Annotated in this window: 22 protein-coding genes; 12 read left to right on the forward strand and 10 right to left on the reverse strand. The window is 61.2% G+C overall.

The window, feature by feature from the left end; all coding sequences use genetic code 11:
* The first annotated feature begins 32 nt into the window (after window positions 1–32).
* Together OQ248_RS23170 and OQ248_RS23175 are read left to right on the forward strand one after the other, a co-directional pair.
* On the forward strand, window positions 33–1,646 hold the full coding sequence (locus OQ248_RS23170) for a GMC family oxidoreductase N-terminal domain-containing protein (protein WP_265814140.1): 1,614 nt from the start codon (window positions 33–35) through the stop codon (window positions 1,644–1,646).
* Between the two features lie 123 nt (window positions 1,647–1,769).
* Window positions 1,770–2,375 carry a DUF6338 family protein gene (locus tag OQ248_RS23175; protein WP_265814142.1) on the forward strand — a complete coding sequence of 202 codons (606 nt, stop codon included), beginning with the start codon at window positions 1,770–1,772 and terminating at the stop codon, window positions 2,373–2,375.
* 181 nt (window positions 2,376–2,556) lie between these two features.
* On the opposite strand, the gene OQ248_RS23180 is transcribed toward OQ248_RS23175, so the two are convergent.
* Window positions 2,557–3,441: a LysR substrate-binding domain-containing protein gene (locus OQ248_RS23180; RefSeq protein ID WP_265814143.1), complete on the reverse strand. Its 885-nt coding sequence runs from the start codon at window positions 3,439–3,441 to the stop codon at window positions 2,557–2,559.
* Window positions 3,442–3,600: 159 nt separating this feature from the next.
* Here OQ248_RS23180 and OQ248_RS23185 point away from each other — a divergent pair, with 159 nt between their 5' ends.
* Both OQ248_RS23185 and OQ248_RS23190 read left to right on the forward strand, forming a co-directional pair.
* Window positions 3,601–6,630, forward strand: coding sequence for an FAD-binding and (Fe-S)-binding domain-containing protein (locus OQ248_RS23185; RefSeq protein ID WP_265815132.1), 3,030 nt, complete (start codon window positions 3,601–3,603; stop codon window positions 6,628–6,630).
* Window positions 6,631–6,735: 105 nt separating this feature from the next.
* On the forward strand, window positions 6,736–7,905 hold the full coding sequence (locus OQ248_RS23190; protein WP_265814144.1) for a DUF1624 domain-containing protein: 1,170 nt from the start codon (window positions 6,736–6,738) through the stop codon (window positions 7,903–7,905).
* Here OQ248_RS23190 and OQ248_RS23195 read toward each other — a convergent pair whose 3' ends face one another.
* Window positions 7,906–8,811 (reverse strand): LysR family transcriptional regulator, encoded by a 906-nt coding sequence (locus OQ248_RS23195; protein ID WP_085711376.1) that lies wholly within the window; start codon window positions 8,809–8,811, stop codon window positions 7,906–7,908. It lies immediately after the preceding gene.
* 130 nt (window positions 8,812–8,941) lie between these two features.
* Between OQ248_RS23195 and OQ248_RS23200 the strand changes: the two genes are divergently transcribed.
* Together OQ248_RS23200 and OQ248_RS23205 are read left to right on the forward strand one after the other, a co-directional pair.
* Window positions 8,942–9,772: an oxidoreductase gene (locus tag OQ248_RS23200; RefSeq protein ID WP_265814145.1), complete on the forward strand. Its 831-nt coding sequence runs from the start codon at window positions 8,942–8,944 to the stop codon at window positions 9,770–9,772.
* 73 nt (window positions 9,773–9,845) lie between these two features.
* A complete protein-coding gene (locus OQ248_RS23205) occupies window positions 9,846–11,378 on the forward strand; it encodes an MFS transporter (RefSeq protein WP_265814146.1) in 1,533 nt (510 codons plus the stop codon).
* Between the two features lie 99 nt (window positions 11,379–11,477).
* Here the strand turns inward: OQ248_RS23205 and OQ248_RS23210 are convergent, their stop codons facing one another.
* Window positions 11,478–12,869, reverse strand: coding sequence for an aldehyde dehydrogenase family protein (locus OQ248_RS23210; protein WP_265814147.1), 1,392 nt, complete (start codon window positions 12,867–12,869; stop codon window positions 11,478–11,480).
* A gap of 103 nt (window positions 12,870–12,972) precedes the next feature.
* Between OQ248_RS23210 and OQ248_RS23215 the strand changes: the two genes are divergently transcribed.
* The 4 genes from OQ248_RS23215 (at window position 12,973) to OQ248_RS23230 (ending at window position 15,507) form a co-directional block, all read left to right on the forward strand.
* Entirely contained in the window at window positions 12,973–13,854 is an 882-nt protein-coding gene (locus OQ248_RS23215; protein WP_039767672.1) for a LysR family transcriptional regulator, read from the forward strand.
* Window positions 13,855–13,942: 88 nt separating this feature from the next.
* Window positions 13,943–14,605, forward strand: a complete 663-nt coding sequence (locus tag OQ248_RS23220; RefSeq protein ID WP_265814148.1) for a M24 family metallopeptidase — start codon at window positions 13,943–13,945, stop codon at window positions 14,603–14,605.
* A 23-nt stretch (window positions 14,606–14,628) separates the two neighbouring features.
* Window positions 14,629–14,982, forward strand: a complete 354-nt coding sequence (locus OQ248_RS23225; protein ID WP_119427390.1) for a gamma-glutamylcyclotransferase family protein — start codon at window positions 14,629–14,631, stop codon at window positions 14,980–14,982.
* A gap of 96 nt (window positions 14,983–15,078) precedes the next feature.
* A complete protein-coding gene (locus OQ248_RS23230; RefSeq protein ID WP_119427391.1) occupies window positions 15,079–15,507 on the forward strand; it encodes a TOBE domain-containing protein in 429 nt (142 codons plus the stop codon).
* A gap of 71 nt (window positions 15,508–15,578) precedes the next feature.
* On the opposite strand, the gene OQ248_RS23235 is transcribed toward OQ248_RS23230, so the two are convergent.
* The 7 genes from OQ248_RS23235 to OQ248_RS23265 all read right to left on the reverse strand — a co-directional run bounded on the left by OQ248_RS23235 (window position 15,579) and on the right by OQ248_RS23265 (window position 22,827).
* Window positions 15,579–16,202, reverse strand: coding sequence for a glutathione S-transferase (locus tag OQ248_RS23235; RefSeq protein WP_265814149.1), 624 nt, complete (start codon window positions 16,200–16,202; stop codon window positions 15,579–15,581).
* Between the two features lie 99 nt (window positions 16,203–16,301).
* Window positions 16,302–17,717 (reverse strand): cytosine permease, encoded by a 1,416-nt coding sequence (locus OQ248_RS23240; protein ID WP_265814150.1) that lies wholly within the window; start codon window positions 17,715–17,717, stop codon window positions 16,302–16,304.
* A gap of 398 nt (window positions 17,718–18,115) precedes the next feature.
* Window positions 18,116–19,264, reverse strand: a complete 1,149-nt coding sequence (gene argE, locus OQ248_RS23245) for an acetylornithine deacetylase (RefSeq protein ID WP_265814151.1) — start codon at window positions 19,262–19,264, stop codon at window positions 18,116–18,118.
* Entirely contained in the window at window positions 19,261–19,938 is a 678-nt protein-coding gene (locus OQ248_RS23250) for a DUF1028 domain-containing protein (RefSeq protein ID WP_248741948.1), read from the reverse strand. Before OQ248_RS23250 ends, argE begins: the two co-directional genes overlap by 4 nt.
* 27 nt (window positions 19,939–19,965) lie before the next feature.
* Window positions 19,966–20,382 carry a RidA family protein gene (locus tag OQ248_RS23255; protein ID WP_265814152.1) on the reverse strand — a complete coding sequence of 139 codons (417 nt, stop codon included), beginning with the start codon at window positions 20,380–20,382 and terminating at the stop codon, window positions 19,966–19,968.
* A 58-nt stretch (window positions 20,383–20,440) separates the two neighbouring features.
* Window positions 20,441–21,748 (reverse strand): NAD(P)/FAD-dependent oxidoreductase, encoded by a 1,308-nt coding sequence (locus OQ248_RS23260; RefSeq protein WP_265814153.1) that lies wholly within the window; start codon window positions 21,746–21,748, stop codon window positions 20,441–20,443.
* 260 nt (window positions 21,749–22,008) lie between these two features.
* Window positions 22,009–22,827 carry an alpha/beta hydrolase gene (locus tag OQ248_RS23265; RefSeq protein ID WP_265814154.1) on the reverse strand — a complete coding sequence of 273 codons (819 nt, stop codon included), beginning with the start codon at window positions 22,825–22,827 and terminating at the stop codon, window positions 22,009–22,011.
* 181 nt (window positions 22,828–23,008) lie between these two features.
* On the opposite strand from OQ248_RS23265, the gene OQ248_RS23270 reads away from it, so the two are divergent.
* Entirely contained in the window at window positions 23,009–23,458 is a 450-nt protein-coding gene (locus tag OQ248_RS23270) for a helix-turn-helix domain-containing protein (protein ID WP_265814155.1), read from the forward strand.
* 237 nt (window positions 23,459–23,695) lie between these two features.
* Window positions 23,696–25,402, forward strand: coding sequence for a ShlB/FhaC/HecB family hemolysin secretion/activation protein (locus OQ248_RS23275; RefSeq protein ID WP_265814157.1), 1,707 nt, complete (start codon window positions 23,696–23,698; stop codon window positions 25,400–25,402).
* The last annotated feature ends 4 nt before the right edge of the window (window positions 25,403–25,406 follow it).

Raw genomic sequence — 25,406 nt, forward strand, 5'->3', positions numbered from 1 at the left:
GTTCGATAAAAAGACTTACGCGGTAACCGTGCATGACATACGACTACATCATCGCTGGCGCAGGCGCCGCTGGCTGCGTGCTGGCCAATCGGCTTTCGGCCTCGGGCCAACACACGGTGCTGCTGCTGGAGGCGGGCGGCAAGGACAGTTCCCTGTGGTTCAAGATCCCGGTCGGCTTCGCCAAAATGTATTACAACCCGACCTTCAACTGGATGTACTACAGCCAGCCGCAGAAGCAGTTGGGCAATCGCGAAATCTACGCCCCGCGCGGCAAGGTCCAGGGCGGTTCGGGTTCGATCAACGCGATGATCTACGTGCGTGGTCAAGCCCATGACTTCAACGACTGGGCAGCCAACGGCAACGACGGCTGGGGCTTCAAGGACGTACTGCCGTACTTCCGCAAACTGGAAAACCATCCGCTGGGCGACAGCGAATACCACGGCGGCAGCGGCCCGATCAGCATCACCCCGATGGCTGGTCAGACCCACCCGATCTGCGACGTGTTCCTCAAGGGTTGCGATGAACTCGGCTACCCGCGCAGCGACGATTTCAACGGGCCGAAATTCGAAGGCGCGGGCATCTATGACGTCAACACCCGCAACGGCCAGCGCAGCTCCAGCAGCTTCGCCCATCTGCATCCGGCATTGAGTCGGCCGAACCTGACGGTCGAACATTACGCGTTGGTCGATCGTGTCCTGTTCGATGAAAGCCAACAGCGTGCCACCGGTATTTCCATCACCCAGCATGGCGTGCTGCGTACTTTCACGGCGCGCAAGGAAGTGATCCTGTGCGCTGGCGCCGTCGACACACCGAAGCTCCTGCAGCTGTCGGGCGTGGCGGATCGCGCCTTGCTGGCCAAACATCAGATTCCGCTGGTGAAACACCTGCCGGCGGTGGGGCAGAACCTGCAGGATCACCTGTGCGTCAGCTACTACTACAAAGCCAATATTCCGACGTTGAATGATGAGCTGAGCTCGCTGTTCGGCCAGTTCAAGCTCGGCGTGAAATACCTGCTGACCCGCAAAGGCGCGCTGGCGATGAGCGTCAATCAGGCTGGCGGATTCTTCCGTGGCAATTCGGAGCAGAGCCATCCGAACCTGCAACTGTATTTCAACCCGCTGTCGTATCAGATTCCGAAAAACAACAAGGCCAGCCTCAAGCCCGAACCGTATTCAGGCTTCCTGCTGTGCTTCAACCCGTGCCGCCCGACCAGTCGCGGGCGCATCGAGATTGCTTCGAAGAATCCTCGCGATGCCGCGTTGATCGACCCGAACTACCTGAGCACGCAGAAGGACATCGACGAGGTGATCCAGGGCAGTCGCCTGATGCGCAAGATCATGGGCGCTCCGGCGCTGAAGGGCATCACGGTTGATGAAGTCTTGCCGGGGCCGGCGGTGGAAACCGACGAGCAGATGCTGCAGTACTTCCGTGACAACTGCGGCTCGATCTATCACCTGTGCGGTTCATGCGCGATGGGTGCGGATGAGCAGACTTCGGTGGTCGACAAGCGCCTCAAGGTGCATGGCCTTGAGGGCTTGCGGATCGTCGATGCGTCGATCTTCCCCAACGTGACGTCGGGCAATACCCATGCGGCGGTGCTGATGGTGGCGGAGAAGGGCGCGGATCTGATTCTGCAGGATGCGTAATGCGCAGTGACACTTGATCGCAGACGGTTCTCCAGCCTGCGCTAGCCTTTGAATGCCGGCCCATTACGGGCCGGCATTGCTGTTTCTGGAGGATTGGTTTTTTGATTCAAGGAGTGACCGATCATGGATGATCTGGTGAAAGAAGTGATTCCGCTGTTGCAGTACCTGATCCCGGGGTTTGTCTCGACCTGGATTTTCTACACCCTGACGGCGTTCAAGCGGCCGGATACGTTCGGGCAGATTGTGCAGGCGTTGATTTTTACGTTTGTGATTCACGGGATGGTGTTGGGGATCGGGGCGGTTTGTGTGTGGGTGGGGGAGAAGGGATTTTCCGTAGGAAAGTGGGATGCCAAGGCTGAAGCGTGCTGGGCATTTTCTACTTCGTTGCTGCTGGGGTTGAACGCTTGTTGTCTGGCTACCAATGGCAAATTGCATAGATGGTTGCGCAGCAGAAACGTAACGAAACAATCTTCCTATCCCAGTGAATGGTTCTGCGCTTTCGCTCAGCATGATCGATTCATCACCCTTCACCTGGATGATGAAAGGCGCGTTCTAGGCTGGCCAGTCGAGTGGCCACCGGAGTCGAACACCGGGCAGTTTTTGATGAAGTTTCCACGCTGGCTCAACGACGATGGCAAATTGGATCCTATTGGCGCCGAATTTTTGCTGATAGATTCCGCAAAGGTTAAATGGGTTGAGTTCAGCCCAGCATCAGAGGAATCATCATGACTGCCAGAGCACCGCAACCAATGCCGAAACATTTGGAACGCCTATTCGTCGGACCTGACGGGAAGTTGCTGGAGCAACCATTGATCAAGGGTCCAAAGGCACCGCCACCGCTGAAGCGTTAGCCGATACAAGGGGCGTTTATTCGCCCCGGTTGCCAGCTCTCCAGTTCAGGCTCGCCAAGTCAGAGCGTCTGCACCAGCCAATCCCGAAACGCCTTCAATGACGCCAACGACTCATTGCGCGCCGGGTACACCAGGTAATAACTGCGCCGGCTGCTGATCGGTTCCCCCAGTTGCACCAGCTCACCGCTATGCAGTTCATCCTCCACCAGAATCCTCGGCACCAGCCCGATGCCGATATTGGCGCGTACGGCCTGGATCAGGTGCGAGGTCATCTCGAAACTCGGCCCGATGCGCATGCTGCGATGGGGCAGGGCGTGATGGCTGAACCATTCGCTCCACGCCTGAGCATTGCTGCTGACGTTGAGCAGCAGTTGCCCGGCGATATCCTTGTCGGCCGCCCGCCGTTCGGCATCGGACAGCTGCGTACTGGCAATCACCACCAGTTCTTCGGTGTGCAGGCGGTGGGCGGTCAGCCCCGGCCAGTCACCGCCGCCAACACAAATCGCCGCGTCGATTTCACTGGTGTCGAAGTCGATGGCTTCGATCCGCGAGTGCAGGTGCACGGTCATGCCCGGGTGCGCCGTGTAAAAGTCCTTCAAGCGTGGCAACAGCCATTTCGAGCCGAAGGTCGGCAAGGTCGCCAGGCGCAGGCTGTGAATTCCCGAGCCAAACGCCATGGCCTGCAGCGTTGCGCTGCGAATCTGGCCGAGGGCTTCGGACAGTTCGCGCTGATACATGCGCCCGACGTCGGTGAGGATCACCCGCCGGCCCTCGCGGCTGAACAGGCGCATGCCGAGCATCTTTTCCAGAATCTGCACCTGACGGCTGACCGCACTCTGGGTCAGCGACAGTTCGTGGGCGGCGCGGGTATAGCTTTCATGGCGTGCGGCGGCTTCAAACGCCAGCAGCAACGACATCGAGGGAGTGAGGGTTCGCGGATTCATTCGTTTTAGTCATGGATTGCAGGTCGATTTTACGGTTGTCCCGACATCGCTCTGCAATGAACATAAGGCCTATGAGATGGCGGGAGCGTGACGCAATCATTCATTGCGCACAACTGTTCACCGCCACACGGCCCGTTTTTGACCGAGATTGCACACCCGATGATTGCCCAGCTGTCGCCTTCCACCGCGTTGAACACCGATTACCAACAGTTTCTCAAAGCCCTTGAAACCAGCAGTTTTCGTGGCGAAATCAGCGCCGACTACGCCAGCCGCGTGGTGCTGGCCACTGATAACTCGATCTATCAGCGCTTGCCGCAAGCGGCGGTATTCCCGCGCGACGCCGATGACGTAGCGCTGCTGGCACGTCTGATCGCCGAACCGGCTTATCAAAACGTGGTAATCAGCCCTCGCGGTGGTGGTACCGGCACCAACGGTCAGTCGTTGACCGACGGCATCGTCGTCGACCTGTCGCGGCACATGAACCGCATTCTCGAAATCAACGTTGAACAGCGTTGGGTGCGGGTGCAGGCCGGCGTGGTGAAGGATCAACTGAACGCCGCTCTGAAATCCGCCGGGCTGTTTTTCGCTCCGGAGCTGTCCACGTCAAACCGCGCCACCGTCGGCGGCATGATCAACACCGATGCCAGCGGCCAGGGCAGTTGCACCTACGGCAAGACCCGCGACCACGTGCTGGAACTGCACATGGTCCTGCGCGGTGGCGAGCGCTTGCACGGCCGCCCATTGGAAGAAAGCGAACTGGCGGCGGAATGCGCCCGCGAGGGCCGGGCCGGCGAGGTGTATCGCTGCGCGCGGCAGATCATCGATGAGCAGGGCGAGTTGATCCGGGAAACCTTCCCCGACCTCAACCGTTGCCTGACCGGCTACGACCTGGCGCACCTGCGCGAGGCCGACAACCGTTTCAACCTCAACAGCGTGCTGTGCGGCGCCGAAGGTTCGCTGGGGTTTGTGGTCGAGGCCAAGCTCAACGTGTTGCCGATCCCCAAGCACACCATGCTGGTGAACATTCGTTACGCCGGCTTCATGGACGCGTTGCGCGATGCCCGGGCGTTGATGGCGCTCAAGCCGCTGTCGATTGAAACCGTCGACTCCAAAGTGTTGTTGCTGGCGATGCAGGACATCGTCTGGCATGGCGTCGCTGAATACTTCCCGGAAAGCGCCGAACGACCGACGCTGGGGATAAACCTGGTGGAGTTCTGCGGCGACGATCCCGAGGAACTGCAAGGCCGGGTCGAGGCCTTTGTCCAGCATCTGGGCAACGACGCCACGGTCGAGCGACTGGGCCATACGCTGGCCGTCGGTCACGCAGCGGTGAACCGCGTTTATGGCATGCGCAAACGCGCGGTGGGTTTGCTCGGCAACGTCGCCGGTGAAGCACGGCCGCAGCCGTTTGTCGAAGACACTGCCGTGCCGCCGCAACACCTGGCCGAGTACATCGCCGAGCTGCGCGACCTGCTCGACAGCCACAATCTGCAATACGGTATGTTCGGCCATGTCGATGCCGGCGTGCTGCACGTGCGGCCGATTCTCGACATGAAGGACCCGCAACAAGCCGCACTGGTGCGCCCTGTTTCGGACGGCGTCGCCGCGCTGACCCAGCGTTACGGCGGTCTGTTGTGGGGCGAGCACGGTAAGGGTCTGCGCTCGGAATACGCGCCGGCCTTCTTCGGCGCGTTGTACCCGGCACTGCAAGCGTTGAAGGCGGCGTTCGATCCGTTCAACCAGTTCAATCCGGGCAAGATCGCCACACCGAATATTCCTGGCGCTGCACTACTGAAGATCGACGAAGTGACCCTGCGCGGCGAACTGGACCGGCAGATCGACGAGAAAGTCTGGCAGGACTACGGCGCGGCCATGCACTGCAACGGGAACGGCGCCTGCTACAACTTCGATCCCGACGACGCCATGTGCCCGTCGTGGAAAGCCACTCGCCAGCGTGCGCAATCGCCCAAGGGCCGTGCCTCGCTGATTCGCGAATGGCTGCGTTTGCAGGGCGAGGCGGGTGTTGATGTGTTGTCGGATGCCAGTCGTCGTCCGCCGCTTTTCAGCACATTGCTGCAGCGCTGGCGCAACAGCCGTGCGCAGGAAAAAGACTTCTCCCACGAGGTGTACGACGCCATGGCCGGGTGCCTGGCGTGCAAGTCCTGTGCGGGGCAGTGCCCGGTAAAGGTCAACGTGCCGGACTTTCGTTCGCGGTTCCTCGAGCTGTACCACACCCGTTACCTGCGGCCGGCGCGGGATTACCTGATTGCCTCGCTGGAGTACACGATTCCGTACATGGCGCGGATTCCGTTTCTCTACAACGGCTTGATGGGCGCCTCGTTCAGCCGTCGCTTGATCGAGCGTCTCGGCGGCATGGTCGATGTGCCGTTGCTCAGCCGGTTCGATTTCCACGCCGCGATGCGCCGTTGGCAGGTTCAGCCGGCGTCGGTCGAGGTGCTTTCGACGCTGACTCAAGCACAACGCGAGCGCAGCGTAGTGCTGGTGCAGGATGCCTTCACCCGGTATTTCGAGGCGCCATTGCTGGCGGATCTGATCGAGCTGATTTCGCGACTGGGCTATCAGGTTTATCTGGCACCGTTCAGCGCCAACGGCAAGCCGCTGCATGTGCAGGGCTTCCTGTCGGCGTTCAATCGCGCGGCGTTGCGCAATGCCGGGCAACTGCGCGCACTGGCCGAGATCGGTGTGCCGCTGGTGGGGCTCGATCCGGCGATGACGCTGGTTTATCGCCAGGAATATCTGAAAGTGCCGGGGATGGAGAAATGCCCGGAGGTCGCGCTGGTGCAGGAGTGGCTGCTCAAGGTCATGCCGGAGCAAGCCGATCAGCGCCGCGAGGAAACCTTCCGCCTGCTGGCGCACTGCACCGAGAAGACCAACGCGCCCGCCGCGACCCGGCAATGGGAGCAGGTGTTCGAACGTGTCGGTCTGAAGCTGACGACCCAGGCCACCGGTTGCTGCGGGATGTCCGGCACCTACGGCCACGAAGCGCGCAATCGCGAAACCTCGGCGGTGATTTACGAGCAGTCCTGGGTGAAGCAGATCGAGGCACCGGCGGAGCGGGGCGAAGCGCTGGCGACCGGCTATTCGTGCCGCAGCCAGGTCAAGCGCCAGGCCGACCGGACGGTGCGTCATCCGTTGCAGGTGCTGCTTGAACGGCTGCGTTCTGCTTGAGAATCGTTGGCAATTGAAGCGCTTTTTCGTGTTATAAGGTAACGCAAATATTCGGGCTGTCGGCATGCGGCCCGATAGAACTCTTCACTCGATTGCGAACCTTTCATGAGCCTTGCTGTTCCCCGAAATGTCCCGCCGGCGACTGGCCGGCTGCTGTCCATTGATGCGCTGCGTGGCCTGGTGATTCTGTTCATGTTGCTGGATCACGTGCGCGAAACCTTTCTGTTGCATCGTCAGGTGTCCGACCCGATGGACATCGCCGGCACCGAACCGGCGCTGTTTCTCAGCCGCACGCTGGCGCATCTGTGTGCGCCAGTATTCGTGTTACTGACCGGTTTGTCGGCGTGGTTGTTCGGGGAAAAGTACGACGGCAAGGCTGACGTCAGTGCCTTTCTGTTCAAACGTGGTCTGTTCCTGGTGGTACTCGAATTCACCCTGGTGAATTTCGCCTGGACGTTCCAGCTGCCACCGAGCGTGATCTACCTGCAAGTGATTTGGGCCATCGGCCTGAGCATGATCGCGCTGTCGCTGCTGGTCTGGCTGCCACGCTGGCTGTTGTTGACGCTGAGTCTGACGATCATCGCCGGGCACAATCTGCTCGATGGTGTGCATTTCGGAACGGAGTCGGCGCTGCATGTGCCGTGGGCGATCCTGCATGACCGGGGCTGGATCGAGGCTGGCGAGACTTTGCGCCTGCGCACCTCGTACCCGCTGTTGCCGTGGATTGGCGTGATCGGTCTGGGTTACGCGCTGGGGCCGTGGTTCGCTCGCGTTGCCGATTCAGGTGTGCGGCAGCGGCGCTTGTTGATCGGTGGCTTCGCCGGGCTGCTGGGTTTCATGGCGCTGCGGCTGGTCAACGGTTACGGCGAGAAACCGTGGTCGATCAATGACAGCAGCCTGCAAACCCTGATGAGTTTCTTCAACATCACCAAATACCCGCCGTCGCTGTTGTTCATCACGCTGACGGTGAGCGTCGGGCTGCTGCTGTTGCTGGTGTTCGAGCGTGCACAGGATCGACGCTGGATCCGCTGGCTGACCGTGTTCGGTTCGGCGCCAATGTTTTTCTACCTGCTGCACCTGTATGCGCTGAAGGTGCTGTACCTGATTGGCGTGGCGTTGGTCGGGCTCAATCAGGGCAGTTATTTCGGTTTCTCGTCGGTGGCGGCGGTGTGGATGGCGGCGATGGTGCTGGCGGTCGCGTTGTTCCCGGCCGTGCGATGGTTCTCCGCACTAAAGGCCCGGCGTCGCGATATCACCTGGTTGAAGTACCTGTAACTACCCGGTTTTGCCGTCGCGAACATTGCGGGCAAAATCGATGAAAGCCTTGAGCGGCGCCGGTACATGGCGCCGGCTCGGGTAATACAGGTGCAGCCCGGGATAGTACGGGCACCAGTCTGCCAACACCTGCACCAGACGCCCGGCCGCGAGATGCTCGCTGACCATGTCTTCGAATACATAGGCCAGTCCCAGACCTTGCAACGCCGGGCCGACCATCAGGCTGACATCGCCCAGGGTCAGCGGGCCGTTGACTTCGATTTCCTGTTCAATGCCACCGCGTTCGAATTCCCAGCGGTACATCGAACCGCTCGGGAACCGATGGCGGATGCAGGGCAGGGCATGCAGGTCTTCCGGTTTCTGAGGCGCGGGATGGCGTTGGAAAAACGCTGGCGAACCGACCACCACTGAACGCAGGTTCGGTCCGATGGGCAGCGATACCATGTCGGCCTCCAGCCGATTGCCGAAACGTACGCCCGCATCGAATCCGGCAGCGACGATATCCAGCAGCGCATCGCTTTCGACCACTTCCAGACGAATGTCCGGGTAGGCCTGCAAGAACTCGCTGGCAATCGGCAGCAGCACCAGTTCGCACGCCTGGCGCCCGGAGGTGATGCGCAGATTGCCCGAGGGCTTGTCGCGGAAATGGTTGAGGTCTTCAAGCGCATCTTCGATATCGCGAAACGCTGGTTTCAGCCGCGCGTAAAGCCGTTCGCCGGCCTCGGTCAGCGCCACACTGCGGGTGGTGCGATTGAACAGGCGCACGCCGAGGCGGTTTTCCAGAGCCCGCAACGAGTGACTCAGTGCAGAAGGTGTCAGGCCCAGATCCACCGCCGCACGACTGAAATTCAAATGCTGCGCGATGCTCAGAAAGATCGACAGATCCGCGGTGGACGGGTTTTTCATTGATGAGCACCTTTCACAAAGCCATGTAATTTTGTTGGGATTATCGCATCAGTAACACGGCTTTAAAGTCGCATCAACTCATCGAGAAGGCCCGGCAATAACGCCAGGGTCACCGACAGGAGGAGTTGTTATGCGTACCTGGCTGATTACCGGAGCTTCCCGTGGTTTTGGCACCCTCATCGCAGAACACGCCCTGCGTGCCGGCGACGCGGTGATTGCCACTGCCCGCAAACCGCAGGACATCACGGATCGCCTCGGCGAGCACCCGAACCTGCTGGCGCTGCGTCTGGACGTCACCCGTGAAGACGAGGCCCACCAAGCGGTGGCGGAAGGCATCAAGCGTTTCGGGCGAATCGATGTGCTGATCAACAATGCCGGCTTCGGCGTACTGGGGGCGGTGGAAGAAACCAGCGCCAGCGAAACCGAGCGCCTGTTCGCCACCAACGTCTTCGGTTTGCTCAACGTCACTCGCGCAGTACTGCCGCACATGCGCGCCCGGCGCAGCGGACGGGTCATCAACATCTCATCGATTGGCGGTTATCAGGCCTACATGGGTTGGGGCGTCTACGGCTCAACCAAATTCGCGGTGGAAGGCATCAGCGAAGCGCTGCATCAGGAACTGGCACCGCTGGGCATTCAGGTCACGGTGGTCGAACCGGGTTTCTTTCGCACGGATTTCCTCGACGAACAATCGCTGGTCAAGACCGCGCTGGTATTGCCGGACTACGACGAAACCGTGGGCAAGATGCGCACCTTCGCCGAAGCCGCCAACCATGCGCAGCCGGGCGATCCGGTGAAGTTTGCCGAAGCCATGCTGGCGCTGGTCAATGCACCGAACCCGCCGCAACGGTTGGCGCTGGGCAGCGACACGGTTGCGCGAATCGAGGCGAAGAACCGCTTGGTGGTGCAGGAGTTGGCGCAGTGGAATGAGCTTGCGTTGTCCACGGATTTCAAGGACTGACACAACCTCCGTTGAAGCCATCGCAGGCTGCGCTCTGTTGATCGCAGCCTGATTTTTTTCATTGGATGAAATCATGAAAACCGTCTCCCAATACCATGGCGAGCGCGACAAGCGGCTGATCCTCGCGGCGATTTGCCTGTCGGCGCTGGTCCTCCCGTTAAGTTTTACCGGTGGCGCGGTGGCGACGCCGGCCATTGGCCGTGACCTGGGCGGCAGCCCGGTGGCGCTGACCTGGATCACCAATGCGTTCATGTTGTCGTTCGGCAGTTTGCTGATGGCGGCGGGGGCGTTGGCCGACGTTTATGGGCGTAAACGCCTGTTCACCGGCGGCATGCTGTTGTTTACCGGGGCGTCGATTGCCCAGAGTCTGGCGCCTTCGGTGTTCTGGCTGGATGTGCTTCGGGCGATTCAGGGCGTGGCCGGGGCGGCGGCGCTGGCCAGTGGTTCGGCAGCGCTGGCGCAGGAGTTCGAAGGCCACGCGCGCACCCGTGCCTACAGCATGCTCGGTACTACGTTTGGCATCGGTCTGGCGTTCGGGCCGTTGGTGGCCGGGGCGCTGATCGAGGCGTTCAACTGGCGCGCGATCTTTGTCTTCACCGCGCTGATCGGTGTGATCGCGATGGTCTTCGGTCTGCCACGCATGCGTGAAACCCGCGACCCCGACGCCACCGGTCTCGACTGGCCAGGCACCGTGACGTTCAGTTCGATGCTCGCGCTGTTCACGTTCGGTGTGATCCAGGCACCCGAAAGCGGTTGGAGCAGTCCGTTGGTGATCGGTCTGTTGGGTGCTTCGGCGTTGTTGCTGGCGCTGTTCGTCATCATCGAAATGCGCGTCAAACGCCCGATGCTCGATCTGACCCTGTTCCGTTTTCCGCGCTTCATCGGGGTGCAGATGCTGCCGATTGGCACCTGCTTTTGCTACATCGTGCTGGTGGTCATGCTGCCGCTGCGGTTTATCGGCGTCGAAGGCTTGAGTGAAATCGACGCCGGCCTGCTGTTGCTGGCGCTGTCGGCGCCGATGCTGGTGGTGCCGATGCTCGCGGCTTCGATGACGCGTTTTGTTTCGGCCGGTATTTTGTCAGGCGTGGGCTTTTTGATTGCCGCCGTGGGTCTGCACTGGCTGAGTCTGTACCACGTCGGCGAATCGAAATTCGCGTTGGTGATGCCGATGGTGTTGATCGGGATTGGTGCGGGCCTGCCGTGGGGCTTGATGGACGGACTGTCGGTCAGCGTGGTGCCGAAAGAACGCGCCGGCATGGCAGCCGGGATCTTCAACACGGTGCGGGTGGCGGGTGAGGGGATTGCACTGGCCAGCGTGGCGGCGATGCTTGCCTGGCTGCTGCATACCGATCTGCAAACGGTAGCGGCTGGTGCCGATGCAGCGCGGATTGCCGAGACCGCGCATCGGGTGACAACCGGCGACATGGCCCATGCGATCAACACGGTTCCGGGGTTGGCTAACGAACGGCTGGTGCAGGGTTACGCTTCGGCGTTCCAGTACCTGCTGCACATCCTGACGCTCATCACGCTGGCGTCGGCGGCCGTGGTTTTGGGATTGTTAAGCAAAGATCGGACGGTACCGGAGTCACAACGAGCGGCCGCGTAAATGTGGGAGCCAGCCTGCTGGCGATGGGGGCGACACATATTTTGAATGTGCCATCCCTATCGCCAGCAGGCTGGCTCCCACTGGGGTGAGGTGAACGGATTATTTGCGATCCAGCCATACGGTCTGCGCGTTGCAGAACTCGCGTACACCGAAGTGCGACAGCTCACGGCCGAAACCGCTCTTCTTCACGCCACCGAAGGTCACGCGCGGATCGCTGGCGGAGTAGCCGTTGATGAACACACCACCGGTTTCCAGTTCGCTGGTCAGTTGTTGGGCCAGGGCGACGTTGGCGGTGTAGATCGTCGCGGTCAGACCGAACTCGCTGTCGTTGGCCAGGGCCACGGCATGGGCGCAATCGCGGGCGGTGATAATCGACGCTACCGGGCCGAACAATTCTTGTTTGAACGAGGTCATGCGGTCGGTGACGTCGGCCAGCACGGTCGGCTCGTAGTAGTTGCCTGCGCCCTCGACCTTGCCGCCGCCGAGCAGCAGGGTTGCGCCTTCTTCCAGGGTGTCGCGCACTTGTTGATCCAGTTCGTCACGCAGATCGAAGCGGGCCATCGGGCCGATGTAGTTGTCGGCGGACAACGGATCGCCCATCTTCAACTGGCGGGTGGCCTCGACGAATTTGCGGGTGAATTCCTCGACCACGCCTTCTTCGATGATCAGGCGTTTGGCGGCAGCGCAGACCTGGCCGGAGTTCTGGTAACGACCGATGACTGCCGCTTGCACGGCTTCGTTGATATCGGCGTCGTTGAGTACGATGAACGGATCGGAACCGCCCAGTTCCAGCACGCATTTCTTCAGCGCGGCACCGGCCTGTGCGCCGATGGCCATGCCGGCGCGGACGCTGCCGGTCAGGGTCACGGCGGCAATGCGCGGGTCGGCGATAGCGGTGGACACACCTTCCGGGGTGACGTTGATCACTTCAAACACGCCATCGGCAAACCCGGCGCGTGTGAAGGCATCACGCAGCAGGTAGGCGCTGCCCATCACGTTCGGCGCATGCTTGAGCACGTAGGTGTTGCCGGCGATCAGCGCCGGGACTGCACCGCGCAGCACCTGCCAGATCGGGAAGTTCCACGGCATCACGGCGAGGATCGGCCCCAGCGGGCGGTATTCGATGCGCGCCTTGCCGCCTTCGACCAGCGTTGCTTCGGCGTTGAGCATGGCCGGGCCATGTTCGGCGTACCACTCGCAGAGCTTGGCGCATTTCTCGATTTCGCCACGGGCCTGGGCGATTGGTTTGCCCATTTCCTGAGTGATCATGGTCGCCATGGCTTCGCTGCTGTCACGCAGAGCGCCAGCCAGCGCGGTCAGGGCACGGGAGCGGTCTTGCAGCGGCTTGCGTTTCCATTTGCCGAAACCGAACGCGGCACGGGTCAGCGCGGCATCGAGGGCCTCGGCGGATTCGAAGGCGTAATGACCGATCTGCTCGCCAGTGGCGGGGTTGATCGAGATGGCGTGGGTCTGGCTGGAAATCGGGCTCATGGCATCGTCCTGCGAGGTCAGTGGATGCGCTCAGAGTAGGGTGGCGTTTGATTTCTGGAAACTGAATAATAAAGAGCGTTTCTTTCACGATTGGAGAATGACTGTGGATCTGGTGCAACTGGAAATCTTCAAGGCCGTGGCCGAGCACGGCAGCATCAGCGCGGCGGCCGCGCAGATCCATCGCGTGCCGTCGAACCTGACGACCCGCATCAAGCAGCTGGAAGAGGATCTGGGCGTCGACCTGTTCATCCGCGAGAAAAGCCGCTTGCGCCTGTCGCCGGCCGGCTGGAGCTTTCTCGAATACGCACGGCGGATTCTCGATCTGGTGCAGGAAGCCCGCGCCACGGTAGCCGGCGAGGAACCGCAAGGTGCATTCCCGCTGGGCTCGCTGGAAAGTACCGCAGCGGTGAGGATTCCCGGTTTGCTGGCGACCTATAACCAGCAACACCCCAAAGTTGATCTGGACCTGTCGACCGGCCCGTCCGGGACAATGATCGACGGTGTGCTTTCCGGGCGTCTGGCGGCCGCGTTCGTTGATGGCCCGGTGTTGCATCCGGCGCTGGAAGGCATCCCGGCGTTCGAAGAGGAAATGGTCATCATCTCGCCGCTTCATCACGGGCCGATCCAGCGCGCTGCGGACGTGAATGGCGAGAACATCTATGCGTTCCGCTCGAACTGCTCCTATCGCCATCACTTCGAAAAATGGTTCAGCACCGACGCTGCCGTGCCCGGCAAAATCTTCGAAATGGAGTCCTACCACGGCATGCTCGCCTGCGTCAGCGCGGGCGCCGGTTTGGCCCTGATGCCGCGCAGCATGCTGCAGAGCATGCCCGGTTGCGCGACGGTGAGTGTCTGGCCGCTGGCGGCGGATTTTCGCTATCTGACGACGTGGCTGGTGTGGCGGCGGGGCACGGTGTCGCGCAGTCTGAGCATGTTTGTACGCTTGCTCGAGGAGCGCGGCGTGGTGCGTGCAGAAGAGAATTGACACTTTGTGTCATGGTTGTATCTTAGGCGTCCTGTTTCGCAATATAAAAAACTATACAGCGCAAGCGATTAGCCAGAAGGAATCAGCGATGACCACAGCCCTGAGCGGTAAAGAAGCAGTAGGTGAGCGTTTTGTGCTGGAGACCATGCGCCATGCCCAGCAGTTGACCTGGAAGGCCGTGGACGAGATCGCCAAGGTAATCAAACCCGGCATGCGCGAATCCGAAGCCCATGCGCGAGGCAAAGAGATTCTCGTCGAGCTGGGCATGGACCGGATCTGGCATCCACTGCTGATCCGCTTCGGCGCCAACACGCTGAAGACCTTCAAGGAGCGCTCCGAAGGCGACCCGGTACTAGGTGAGGAAGACATTTTCTTCATCGACATGGGCGTGGTCTGGGAAGGGCACGAAGGCGATGCCGGGGCGACGTTCGTCACCGGGTCCGATCCACAAATGATCGCTTGCGCTGCAGCTTCCAAAGAGCTTTTCGACAAGGTCGAAGCCTTCTGGCGCCAAGGCGTAACGGGTGTCGAACTGTACCGCTACGCCACCGATCAGGCCGAGGCCATGGGTTGGAAGTTGAACCTGGACATCAAGGGCCACCGGGTCAGTGATTTTCCTCATGCAATATATCGGGGTGGCAATCTAGGTGACTTCGATCAGGCGCCGAATGCCGGTGTGTGGATTCTGGAAATCCAGATCGAACACCCTGAGCTTCCCTACGGCGCCTTCTATGAAGACCTGTTGATCTGACACTTTTTGCTCAAGGAAACCTCATGACGACGTCAACAGGGCCGACGGTGCTGCTGTTCTCTTACGGCACGTTGCAGGACCGCGCGGTTCAGCTCTCCAGCTTCGGTCGCGAACTGCACGGCCGCGCCGACAGCCTGCCGGGTTACCGACAGGAAATGGTCGAAATCACCGATCCGGCGGTGCTCGCCACCAGTGGCAAGACTCATCACCCCATCGTGCAGGCGAGCGGCAACCCGGCAGACGAAATTGCCGGCACGGTGTTCGAGATCACGGCGCAGGAGCTGGCAGCGGCAGATGAATACGAAGTGGCGGACTACAAGCGCGTCAGCGTGCTGCTAAAGTCAGGAGTCGATGCTTGGGTCTATGTGCAAGCGTGACCCCGAAAGTGCAGCGCTGTAGTTGTAACTACATAGCGATTGCTTCGATGATGCAGGCCGTTTCCTAACTCCAAAGTCAACAAAAGGACGTCCATCATGAAAGTCAGTGCCCGCAACGTATTCAAAGGTCAGGTCAGCCAGGTTCAGGAAGGCTCGGTCAATGCGGAAGTCGTCCTGACCCTGCCGGGCGGCGAGAAGCTGGTTGCGGTCGTGACCTTGGCCAGCCTCAAGAGCCTGGGCATCGCGGTGGGCAAGGAAGCCGTCGCCCTGGTCAAGGCGCCTTGGGTGATGCTGATGACCGAGTCCGAAGGCATTCGCCTGTCCGCTCGCAACTGCCTGGAAGGCAAGGTGCTGAGCGTGACCGATGGCGCGGTCAACGCCGAAGTGGTGATCGAGCTGGCCGGCGGTTCGAAGGTCTATTCGATCGTGACCCGCGACGCGGTGAACGAACTGGGCCTGGCGGCTGGCGTCAGTGCGACGGCGGTGATCAAGGCTTCGCACATCATTCTGGGTGTGCCGGCCTGATCAAACGCGTGACTCGATAAAAATGCCCGGTTCGGTGGTTTGCCGAACCGGGCATTTTTATTGGCCGCCAATCAAGGCATGCCGTTGCGCCCATGCAACCGGTAGCCGGGGCGCTGATTCAAGCGATCGTAATAAGCGCTCACCGCTGGCAAATGCGGATGTTCCAGCGGTGTCTCGAACCAGCGATTGACCGACAGGCCGAGAGGAATGTCTGCGAGGGAAAACTGCTCGCCGCTGACATAGGCGCCGGTCTTTTGCAGCTGTCGGTCGAGGATCTCCATGTGCCTTGCCCACTCCCGGCAACCGGCCGCAAGAGCCAGGCTGTCCTGATGCGCGGGTGACTGGCGTACCAGCGACATGAACGCGTACGACCAGGACTTGTTCAGCTCCGAAGCCTGCCAGTCGATCCATTGGTCCACCCGCGCGCGGGCGCGCGCCTCGCTCGGGTAAAGGTGTTCGCCGTCATAGCGCGACGCGAGATAACGAATGATTGAGTTCGATTCCCACAACGTGAAGTCATCGTCTTGAATCACCGGCACCATCGCGCAGGGATTGAGTGCGAGGAACTCCGGTGTCAACGTCGATTGAAAACCTGAGCCCCAGTCTTCGCGTTCGAAGGAAAGGTTCAATTCAGCACAGGTCCACAGCACTTTACGCACGTTGATCGATGAGGCTTTGCCCAGAATTCGCAGCATTGGATTTCCATCTCCGGTTGTGGTCGAGCGTCAAGAAATAGCACAACGCAATGCAGAAGGCCCGCACATGGCGGGCCTTGTTTGTTCAGCTCGTTAACTTCAGAGACTGCCCGCCAGTTTCCCGGTCATCAGCCGCCGACGATAAGCACTGTCACGACTGGCCAGCCAGAAATACAGCGGCGACGTCACCAGCAATCCCACCAGCCAGGACAGGTCCGCGCCGTTGATGTGCGCCGACACCGGGCCGACGTACAGCGGCGTGTTCATGAACGGAATCTGCACCACGATGCCGATCGCATACGCCAACAAGGCTTGCGGGTTGTAGCGGCCGTAGATGCCGCCATCGACTTGGAAGATCGAGGCGATGTCGTATTTGCCTTTGTGGATGGCGTAGAAGTCGATCAGGTTGATCGCGGTCCACGGCACAAGCACGACCAGCAGCACCAGCACCATATCGACGAAATGGCCAATGAAGTCCGACGACGCACCCACCGCAGCAAAGCAGCAGGCCAGCAGTACGATCAGCGAAATCACAGCGCGGCTCTTGGCGGTCGGGATCCAGCGGTAGGCGAAGGTCTGCACCAGGGTGATCAGCGACAGCACCGCGCCGTACAGGTTGAGCGCGTTGTGGCTGATCACGCTGAGCAGGAACAGCACCAGCATCAAAGGGCCGATCGAGCCGGTGGCGAGTTTCACCGCGTCCATGGTATCCATGCCCACCGGCGTTGCCAGCACGGCGACGGCACCGAAGATGAACGACAGACTGGAGCCCAGCGCGGAGCCGAGGTAAGTGGTCCAGAACGTCGCGGCCACCGGCACATTGGCCGGCAGGTAACGCGAGTAGTCCGAGACGTACGGCGCAAACGCAATCTGCCACAACGCCGCCAGCGACACAGTGGCAAGCCAGCCCGAAAGATTGAAACTGCCACGGGTGAGGAAGTCGGCCGTCTGCACGTGCGTCAGGATGTAGCCGAAGCCGACCACAATCCCGATCCCCAGCACCCAGGTACCGATGCGGTTCAGCACGTGGATGAAGCGGTAACCGATGATGCCGATGATCCCCGAACCCAGCGCGCCAATCACGATGCCGACCGGCACCGGAACGCTGTCGACCACGCCATGCAGGGATTTGCCGGCGAGCACGATGTTGGAGGCGAAGAAACCGATGTACATGACGCCGGCAATCAACACCACCAGCAACGCGCCGAGGGAGCCGAATTGCGCACGGCTCTGGATCATCTGCGGGATGCCCATCTGCGGGCCTTGCGCCGAGTGCAGCGCCATCAGCACACCGCCGACCAGATGGCCGACCAGAATGGCGACGATGCCCCACACCAGGTTCAGGTGAAACAACTGCACGCCGAGGGCGCCGGTGACGATGGGCAACGGCGCGATATTGCCGCCGAACCAGAGGGTGAACAGATCCCGAACCTTTCCGTGGCGATCTTCGGGCGGCACGTAGCCGATGGTGTGTTTTTCAATGAGCGGTGCGGACGTTGTTGCGGAGGTGGCCATGACGAACTCCAAGGCAAGGACGAGTACGTGGACGTACTTCAGTGAGCGCCGGCACGGACGGCGCATTTCTTGTTGGGGTCGATCATGGGCAAGGAAAGGGGAGAGATAAATTAGTAGTTTTGTTGCTTCAGGCGTTAAAAAAACGAGGCTCTCCGGTCAGGTGAAAGCGCTCTGTTTCGGGCGTTTCAGCGCCATGAACGACAACGCAGCTGACCTCCATTGGAGCAGCTGTCTGTCGGTTGCGGCGCAACGGAACTCTGCGCCAATCGCAGGATTACTGTGGGAGCGGGCTTGCCCGCGAAGAGGCCGTCAGCCTCAGCATAAGCAGAGGCTGATCTGACGCCATCGCCGGAGCGCCGCCCGGACCAAGCCCGCTCCCACAGCGTTGGGGGCAGGAATCAAAGGCGAATCGACGCCAGCATCCGTTGCAGCATCGCATCGCAGGCCGTGAGCTGATCGCGGCTGACGAACTCGTCCGGCTTGTGGCCCTGATCCATGCTGCCGGGGCCGCACACCACCGTGGGAATCCCCACGGCGTCGAACAAGCCGCCTTCGGTCCCAAACGCAACAGTGCCGAAATCATCCGAACCACAGAACGTGGCGATCAATTGCGCCGCTTGGCTCCGGGCATCAGTCGCCAGTCCCGGATACGCTGATAATTCGCTGAATCGGATATCGCTCTGCTCGCTGACGGCCCGCATGCGCGGCAGCATTTGCTGTTCGGCGTAAGCCTTGAGTTGCTGCGCGACGACCGCCGGATCCTGCGAGGGCAGGGCGCGGATTTCGAAGTCGAAACGGCAATCGGCAGGGACGATGTTCAGGGCTTTGCCGCCGCTGATCACGCCGGTTTGCACTGTGGAGTACGGCGGGTCGAAACGCGGGTCGAGATGTTCGTCCTTGAGCTGCCGGCCGATGCGCCCCAATTCGCCGATCAGTTCGGCGGCGCATTCGATGGCGTTGACCCCGAGTGGCGCGTAGGCCGAATGACAGGCATGACCCTGGACATCGCAGCGCATCGCCAGTTTGCCCTTGTGCCCGAGCACCGGTTTGAGTTCGGTCGGCTCGCCGATGATGCACAGCAGCGGTTTGACCGGACGCTGCTCCAGCACCTTTAGCAACGAACGCACACCGAGGCAACCGACCTCTTCGTCATAGGACAGGGCAATGTGCACCGGCATGCGCAATGGTGATTCGATCAACGACGGCACCAGCGCCAGCACACAGGCGATGTAGCCCTTCATGTCCGCCGTGCCGCGACCGTAAAGCTTGCCGTCACGCTCGCTGAGTTCGAACGGCGGCACGGTCCATGGCTGACCATCGGCAGGCACTACGTCGGTGTGCCCCGACAACACGATGCCCGGTTGATCGGCCGGGCCAATCGTCGCGAACAGGTTGGCCTTGCTGCGCTCTTCGTTGTAGATCAGTTCGCACGGCACATCGAACCGTTCGAGGTAGTCGCGCACGAAGTCGATCAATTGCAGGTTGGACTCGCGGCTGGTGGTGTCGAACCCCACCAGCGTCTTGAGCAACGCGACGCTGTCGCTCATCGGTCGTCTCCGGCAACCCCGTAGCCCGGCGCCTTGGCCGGATCGAGGGCGCGGTCGATGTAGTCCTGCAGTTGCGGACGATAGGCGTCCCAGAGTTTCTGCAACTGGCCGATCGGGTCTTCATCGGCCCAGTCCACCCGCAGGTTGACGATGGGCCAGGTCAGCTCGCCGACCACGACCACAGCGGCCGAATGCACCGGGCCCGCTTCTCCGCCCAAGGCCTGGGCGGCGTGCAATGCCTTGAGCAGGCGGTCGGCCAATTGACCTTCGCCCTCTTCGAACGCGCTGACCATGGCTTCGATCACCGAGCGCCCGGCGAGCATGTTGCCCGCCGCCACGCATTGCTCGCCCGACACGGCGTTGTGCACGCCCAGGGTTTGCGCGCCGCTGAAATGCGCGGTCTGGCCGAGGTGGTTGATCGCGGTGATCTGCCGGTACTGACTGTAGCCGTTGCGGGTCAACACCTTGTCCAGCGCCGCCTCGGGCGCCAGGCCTTGCTCCATCAGGGCGAGCACTTCCGGGCCGAGGGAGGGCAGGGTGATGTTCTGGCTCGACACCGCGCCGACACCGGGCAGCAGCCACGGGCAGCGGGCACCGACGGCGATGCTGGAGGAGCTGATGGCGATGCCGAACTGTCCGGTTTCGGGGCAGCGAGCGGCGATGGAAAATGTCATGTGTGGCCTCCTTTCGCTAAGGTCGAATTACTCGGGAATCACCGCAACCACATCGATCTCCATCAGCCACTGCGGCTGACCCAGGGCCGACACAACCAGCCCGGTGGAAATCGGGAACACGCCTTTCAGCCATTTGCCGACTTCCTGATACACCGGCTCGCGGTAGCGCGGGTCGATCAGGTAAGTGGTGGTCTTGACGATATGGCTCAGGTCGCTGCCGGCCTCTTCAAGCAGTTGCTTGACGTTGCGCATCGCCTGTTCGGCCTGCGCGCGCGGGTCGCCGAGGCCGACCAGTTCGCCATCGAAATTGGTGCCGACCTGACCACGGACATACACGGTATTGCCGGCACGCACGGCCTGGCACAGATCGTTATCCAGGCTCTGGTTCGGGTAGGTGTCCTTGGTGTTGAACATGCGGATGCGGGTGTGGGTTGGCTGACTCATGTGAGGCTCCTGACGAAATCGAACCCGGCGCGACAGGCGCCGGTATGGAAGAGGGAAATCAAGCGTCGACGGGGTCGGCGGCTTTGTTGTGCAGTACGGCTTCGCGTTGTTCGGCATCGCGATAGGCCAGGTATTTGCGCTGGGTGGCGATGTGATCGGCCACGTGCTTGGCGTCGTGCCACACACCCCAGATGAACGACGAACCGCGTCGCGACTGCCACGGCAGACCGAGGAAATACACACCCGATTCGCTGGACACGCCGCGCTGGTGTTGTGGTTTACCGTTGTCGTCGAAAGCGGCGACTTTCAGCCAGGAATAGTCCACGGCAAATCCGGTGGCCCAGATGATCGAGGTAATGCCGGCGGCGGCCAGATCGAGATCGGCCAGCGGGTTTTTCACGCATTCAGGGTCCGGATAGGTCTCCCGGGCTTCCGGTTCCAGCGGCAGATCCAGACCGTTGCGTTCGATGTAGGCGTCGGCGGCATCCAGCAGCGCAAGGTAGTTCTCGTCGCCACGCTTGAGGTTGTCGCGCAGGTCCTGTTTGAAGGTCACCACGCCGTTGCTGAACGATTCGGTGACGCCGACCAGGGTCATGCCGCGATGGGCCAGACCACGGAAGTCGATAGTGCGGCCACCGTGGGCGCCGCTGACGGCGATGGTCACGTGCTCGCGGCCGGGTTTCATTGCGGCCTGATCCCACTCGCCGAGTACGCCGAGCCACCAGCAGAAATCACGGTTGCGATAAGCGCGAGGAGGGCGGTCATGGGCACCGACCGAGAGGAACACTTGCTTGCCCGAACGCTGCAGTTCATCGGCGATCTGCACGCCCGACGAACCGGCACCGACCACCAGCACCGCACCGGCTGGCAGCTGTTGCGGGTTGCGGTAGTCGGCCGAGTGAATCTGTAGAAGGCGTTCATCTTTCGGCGCAATGGCCGGGATCACCGGACGCTGGAACGGACCTGTCGCAGCGACGACTCGGGCGGCTTCGATCACGCCTTCGGAGGTCTCGACGGTGAAGCCCGGACGACCGACATTGCGGACTACGCTCTTCACGTCCACGCCGGTGCGGATCGGCGCGTTGAATTTCTTCGCATAGGCTTCGAAGTAATCGGCGACACGCTCTTTGTGAGCGAAGCCATCCGGATCGACATCGTCGAATTCCATCCCCGGAAAGCGGTCGTGCCACGCCGGGCCGTTGGCCACCAGCGAATCCCAGCGCCCGGTGCGCCAGCGTTCAGCGATGCGGCTGCGCTCCAGCACCAGGTGCGGCACCCCGAGTTTGCTCAGGTGTTCACTCATGGCCACACCCGCTTGACCGGCGCCGACAACAAGCGTGTCTGTTTTTATTATTTCAGTGGTCATCTCTGATCCCTTCTCACGAGGCCGTTGGATTCAGGCCGCTGTCGACCTGTTCTCTGTGCTTGGGATCAGACTAGGGAGGGGGTGGTTATCGGTAAAATATTATTAAGCTGGCATGTGAAGATAAAAACGTGATGCAGAGGCTTCAAAGTCCCGTAAATACTGGGCCTCGCCATGGCACCGGAATCCGGGACAACGAAAAAAAAGGGCCGCCGACAGGTTAGTCGGCGGCCCTTTGCAAGGCGTGTTCGGATCACACGGACTCAGCGATCGAGAAACGCCAGCAGGTCTTCGTTCAGTTGCTGCGCATGGGTCACCGCAAAGCCGTGGGGCGCACCGGCATACACCTTCAATTCGGCGCCCTTGATCTGCGCGGCGGCGCGTTTGCCGGTGGTTTCGAACGGCACGATCTGGTCGCCGTCGCCGTGAATCACCAGGGTCGGTACATCGATTTTCGCCATGTCCGGGCGGAAGTCGGTTTCCGAGAATGCAGTGACGCAATCCACGGTGCCTTTGAGCGAGGCGAGCAGCGCGATATTCAGGGTTTGCGTCAGCACGCCCTCGGAGACTTTCTGGCCCTGATTGGTGCCGTAGAACGGCGCGGCGAAATCGGCGATGAACTGTGCGCGGTCCTTCAGCAGGCCGGCCTTGATACCGTCGAATACCGACTTGTCGACGCCTTCGGCAAAGTCCGGCTTCTTGCCGAACAGCGGCGTCACCGCGCCCAGCAGCACCAGCCCGGCAACGCGCTCGCTGCCGTGGCGTGCGATGTAGCGGCTGACATCGCCGCCGCCCATGGAGAAGCCGACCAGGGTGACGTCACGCAGGTCGAGGTGCTCGATCAACTGCGCGATGTCGTCGGCAAAGGTGTCGTAGTCGTATCCGGTCCACGGTTGCTCGGAGCGCCCGAAACCGCGGCGGTCGAAGGCGATGGTGCGGTAGCCGCGGCTGCTCAGGTATTGCATCTGGTATTCCCACATGTCGGCGTCCAGCGGCCAACCGTGGCTGAACAGCACGGGCTTGCCGCTGCCCCAGTCCTTGAAATAGATCTCGGTTCCGTCTTGGGTGGTGAACGTGCTCATGGAAACTCCTTGGAGGTTGGCTCTATGTGGTTGCCGTGGTGGCAGCAATCACTATCGCGGCAAAGCGGTTCGGCCACTTGTACGCAGGTGCTAAGTTCGTGGCGGCCGGTGTTATCGCTTCTGCGACATGAGTTGTAAGATGCAACCGCATCCCATCTTTCGTTTGCCGGAGATAGTCGAAATGAAGCGCAAAAGCCTTGCCGGCAATGCTTGCCCGGTCGCCCGGACGCTGGACCTGATCGGCGACTGGTGGTCGTTGCTGATCGTCCGTGATGCGCTGGAAGGCATCCGCCGTTTCGGCGATTTCGAGAGAAGTCTGGAAATCGCCAAGAACATCTTGAGCGTTCGCCTCAAAGGTCTGGTGGAGCGTGACATCCTGCGCCTGGTGCCGGCGTCCGATGGCAGTGCTTACAAGGAGTACGTGCTGACGGAAAAGGGCCGGGCGCTACAAACCGTGATCGTCGCGCTGTCACAGTGGGGCGGGGAGTTCATGTTCGAGCCCGGTGAGTCGGGGTCAGTGATGGTCGATGCGCAGAAGGGGAAGCCGATCAGGAAGCTGGAGTTGCTGTCAGCCGATGGTCGGGTACTGGCGCTGGAGGATGTGGCGACGAAACGGGCTGTTGAGCATTGAAGTGAAGTGAGCCGGATCTGTCGGATGTTTCGCTTCTCGGAACGTTCTCTGATGCTGTGGCCGGTTTTCTTTAAGTGATCTGAGAAACATCCTGCATCTCTGTCGGAGGCGGACGATTTCACCGATGCCGTTCATCGGCAACACTATTTCGATAAATCCTTAAATTGACGCCAGAATAGTGGCACTTTAACATAGTGCCACTATTCTGATATCGCTTTCCGTCTCGAGGGATCGAACATGTCCTTACCCGCCCTCGTGGCGAGGTTGTGCCTGGCTTTGCTGTGCCTTTCTCCGCTTGATGCTGTATTCGCTGCACCCACCCCCGGTGACACCGACCTGATCCGCGACCGCCAGAACCGCCTGCTTGAAGAGCAGCAGCGGCGTCTCGAAGAACTCAAGGATCTGCCCGGCAAGGAAGCCAAACCGGTTCAACCGGCGGCGCCGACCGACACCCGTTGCTTCCCGATCAAGGACATCGAACTCAAAGGTGCCGACAGCCTGTCGGAGAGCGACAAGGCGCGCCTGCTCAAGCCTTACATCGGCCAGTGCCTGGGCGTGCCGCAGCTCAATGAACTGCTCAAAGTCATCACCGACCACTACATCGAGAAGGGGCTGGTGACCAGCCGTGCCTACCTGCCACAACAGGATCTGTCCGCCGGGCACCTGAAAGTGCTGGTGGTCGAAGGCAAGCTCGAAAGCCTGAAAGGCGCCGAGAACAGCAAGCTGTCCGAGCGTGAGCTGTCGATGGCGTTTCCCGGCAAGGCCGGCGAGCTGGTCAACCTGCGCGAGATCGAGCAGATGGTCGATCAGCTCAATCGCCTGCCGTCCAATCAGGCCAAGATGGAGCTTTCGCCGGGCAAGAACGTCGGTGGCAGTGATGTGCTGGTCAACAACACCCCGCAAAAGCCCTGGCGTGTCGGGTTGTCGCGCAGCAACGACGGCCAGCGCAGCACCGGCGAGCAGCAGTGGGGCACTACGTTCGACTGGGACAGCCCACTGGGCCTGGCCGATCAGTTGAGCCTGCGCGGCGGTCACGATGCGATGACCGACCATCAGCACACCTCCAACAACGCCATGCTCAATTACAACCTGCCGTGGGGCTGGTGGAACTTCAGCTACACCTACAGCCAGAGCGAATACCGCTCGCAGATCGCCGCCAACGGCTACAACTTCAAGCAGACCGGCGACAGCGAAAACCATCAGTTTCGCGCCGAGCGTGTGATCCACCGCGACGCCGTGAGCAAGACTTCCCTGAGCACTGGCCTGTCGTACCTGCGCAGCAACAACTTCATCGAAGACAGCAAGCTGCGCCTGAGCAGCAACCGCATCAGCGAAGCGCAGTTCGGCTTCAACCACGGGCGGCGGATCGGCAGTGCCTTCGTCAACTTCGATGCCGGCATGCAGCAGGGCATCGGCGCGTTCGACGCCCAGGGCAACCACGATCCAGGCCCCGGCGAGCCGGATGCGCGCTACCGCAAATACACCGCGACCCTGAGTTATCTGCAGCCGTTCAAGCTGTGGGGCGAGTCGCTCACCTTCAGCAGCCTGATGACCGGGCAGCGCAGCGAAGACGTGCTGTTCAGTCCGCAGCGCACCAGCCTCGGTGGGCTGTCGTCGATCCGTGGCTACAAGGATCAATCGCTGTCCGGCGACAGCGGCGGCTACTGGCGCAACGACCTGCGCTGGGCACGTCCTGTGACCGCCGAATGGCTGCGCCCGGTGTTCGCCGAATACGGCACCAGCCTGGGTTACGACCAGGGCGTGATTCGCAATGATCGCTACAACGGCGATCAGCACGGGCGCATGTCGAGCAACTCGCTGGAGTTGTTTGCTCGCGGTGAACACGTCGCCGCGACCGTGACCTTTGCCCATTCCCTGGAACGACCGGCTGCGCTGACCGAGCGCGAAGCACCGATCTATTTCCGCATGGATTTCTTCCTCTAATTCC

Origin of the sequence: Pseudomonas sp. COW5 (assembly GCF_026240005.1) — a bacterium.
Taxonomy (GTDB): Bacteria; Pseudomonadota; Gammaproteobacteria; order Pseudomonadales; family Pseudomonadaceae; genus Aquipseudomonas; species Aquipseudomonas kribbensis.

Coding starts and splice junctions, on each gene's coding strand:
- OQ248_RS23195 (WP_085711376.1), bottom strand. CDS start 8,811: ATGAAAAACCCGTCCACCGCGGATCTGTCGATCTTTCTGAGCATCGCG.
- OQ248_RS23175 (WP_265814142.1), top strand. CDS start 1,770: ATGGATGATCTGGTGAAAGAAGTGATTCCGCTGTTGCAGTACCTGATC.
- OQ248_RS23210 (WP_265814147.1), bottom strand. CDS start 12,869: ATGAGCCCGATTTCCAGCCAGACCCACGCCATCTCGATCAACCCCGCC.
- OQ248_RS23235 (WP_265814149.1), bottom strand. CDS start 16,202: ATGCTGCGAATTCTGGGCAAAGCCTCATCGATCAACGTGCGTAAAGTG.
- OQ248_RS23185 (WP_265815132.1), top strand. CDS start 3,601: ATGATTGCCCAGCTGTCGCCTTCCACCGCGTTGAACACCGATTACCAA.
- OQ248_RS23200 (WP_265814145.1), top strand. CDS start 8,942: ATGCGTACCTGGCTGATTACCGGAGCTTCCCGTGGTTTTGGCACCCTC.
- OQ248_RS23220 (WP_265814148.1), top strand. CDS start 13,943: ATGACCACAGCCCTGAGCGGTAAAGAAGCAGTAGGTGAGCGTTTTGTG.
- OQ248_RS23170 (WP_265814140.1), top strand. CDS start 33: ATGACATACGACTACATCATCGCTGGCGCAGGCGCCGCTGGCTGCGTG.
- argE (WP_265814151.1), bottom strand. CDS start 19,264: ATGAGCGACAGCGTCGCGTTGCTCAAGACGCTGGTGGGGTTCGACACC.
- OQ248_RS23250 (WP_248741948.1), bottom strand. CDS start 19,938: ATGACATTTTCCATCGCCGCTCGCTGCCCCGAAACCGGACAGTTCGGC.
- OQ248_RS23225 (WP_119427390.1), top strand. CDS start 14,629: ATGACGACGTCAACAGGGCCGACGGTGCTGCTGTTCTCTTACGGCACG.
- OQ248_RS23240 (WP_265814150.1), bottom strand. CDS start 17,717: ATGGCCACCTCCGCAACAACGTCCGCACCGCTCATTGAAAAACACACC.
- OQ248_RS23270 (WP_265814155.1), top strand. CDS start 23,009: ATGAAGCGCAAAAGCCTTGCCGGCAATGCTTGCCCGGTCGCCCGGACG.
- OQ248_RS23230 (WP_119427391.1), top strand. CDS start 15,079: ATGAAAGTCAGTGCCCGCAACGTATTCAAAGGTCAGGTCAGCCAGGTT.
- OQ248_RS23260 (WP_265814153.1), bottom strand. CDS start 21,748: ATGACCACTGAAATAATAAAAACAGACACGCTTGTTGTCGGCGCCGGT.
- OQ248_RS23180 (WP_265814143.1), bottom strand. CDS start 3,441: ATGAATCCGCGAACCCTCACTCCCTCGATGTCGTTGCTGCTGGCGTTT.
- OQ248_RS23265 (WP_265814154.1), bottom strand. CDS start 22,827: ATGAGCACGTTCACCACCCAAGACGGAACCGAGATCTATTTCAAGGAC.
- OQ248_RS23275 (WP_265814157.1), top strand. CDS start 23,696: ATGTCCTTACCCGCCCTCGTGGCGAGGTTGTGCCTGGCTTTGCTGTGC.
- OQ248_RS23205 (WP_265814146.1), top strand. CDS start 9,846: ATGAAAACCGTCTCCCAATACCATGGCGAGCGCGACAAGCGGCTGATC.
- OQ248_RS23190 (WP_265814144.1), top strand. CDS start 6,736: ATGAGCCTTGCTGTTCCCCGAAATGTCCCGCCGGCGACTGGCCGGCTG.
- OQ248_RS23255 (WP_265814152.1), bottom strand. CDS start 20,382: ATGAGTCAGCCAACCCACACCCGCATCCGCATGTTCAACACCAAGGAC.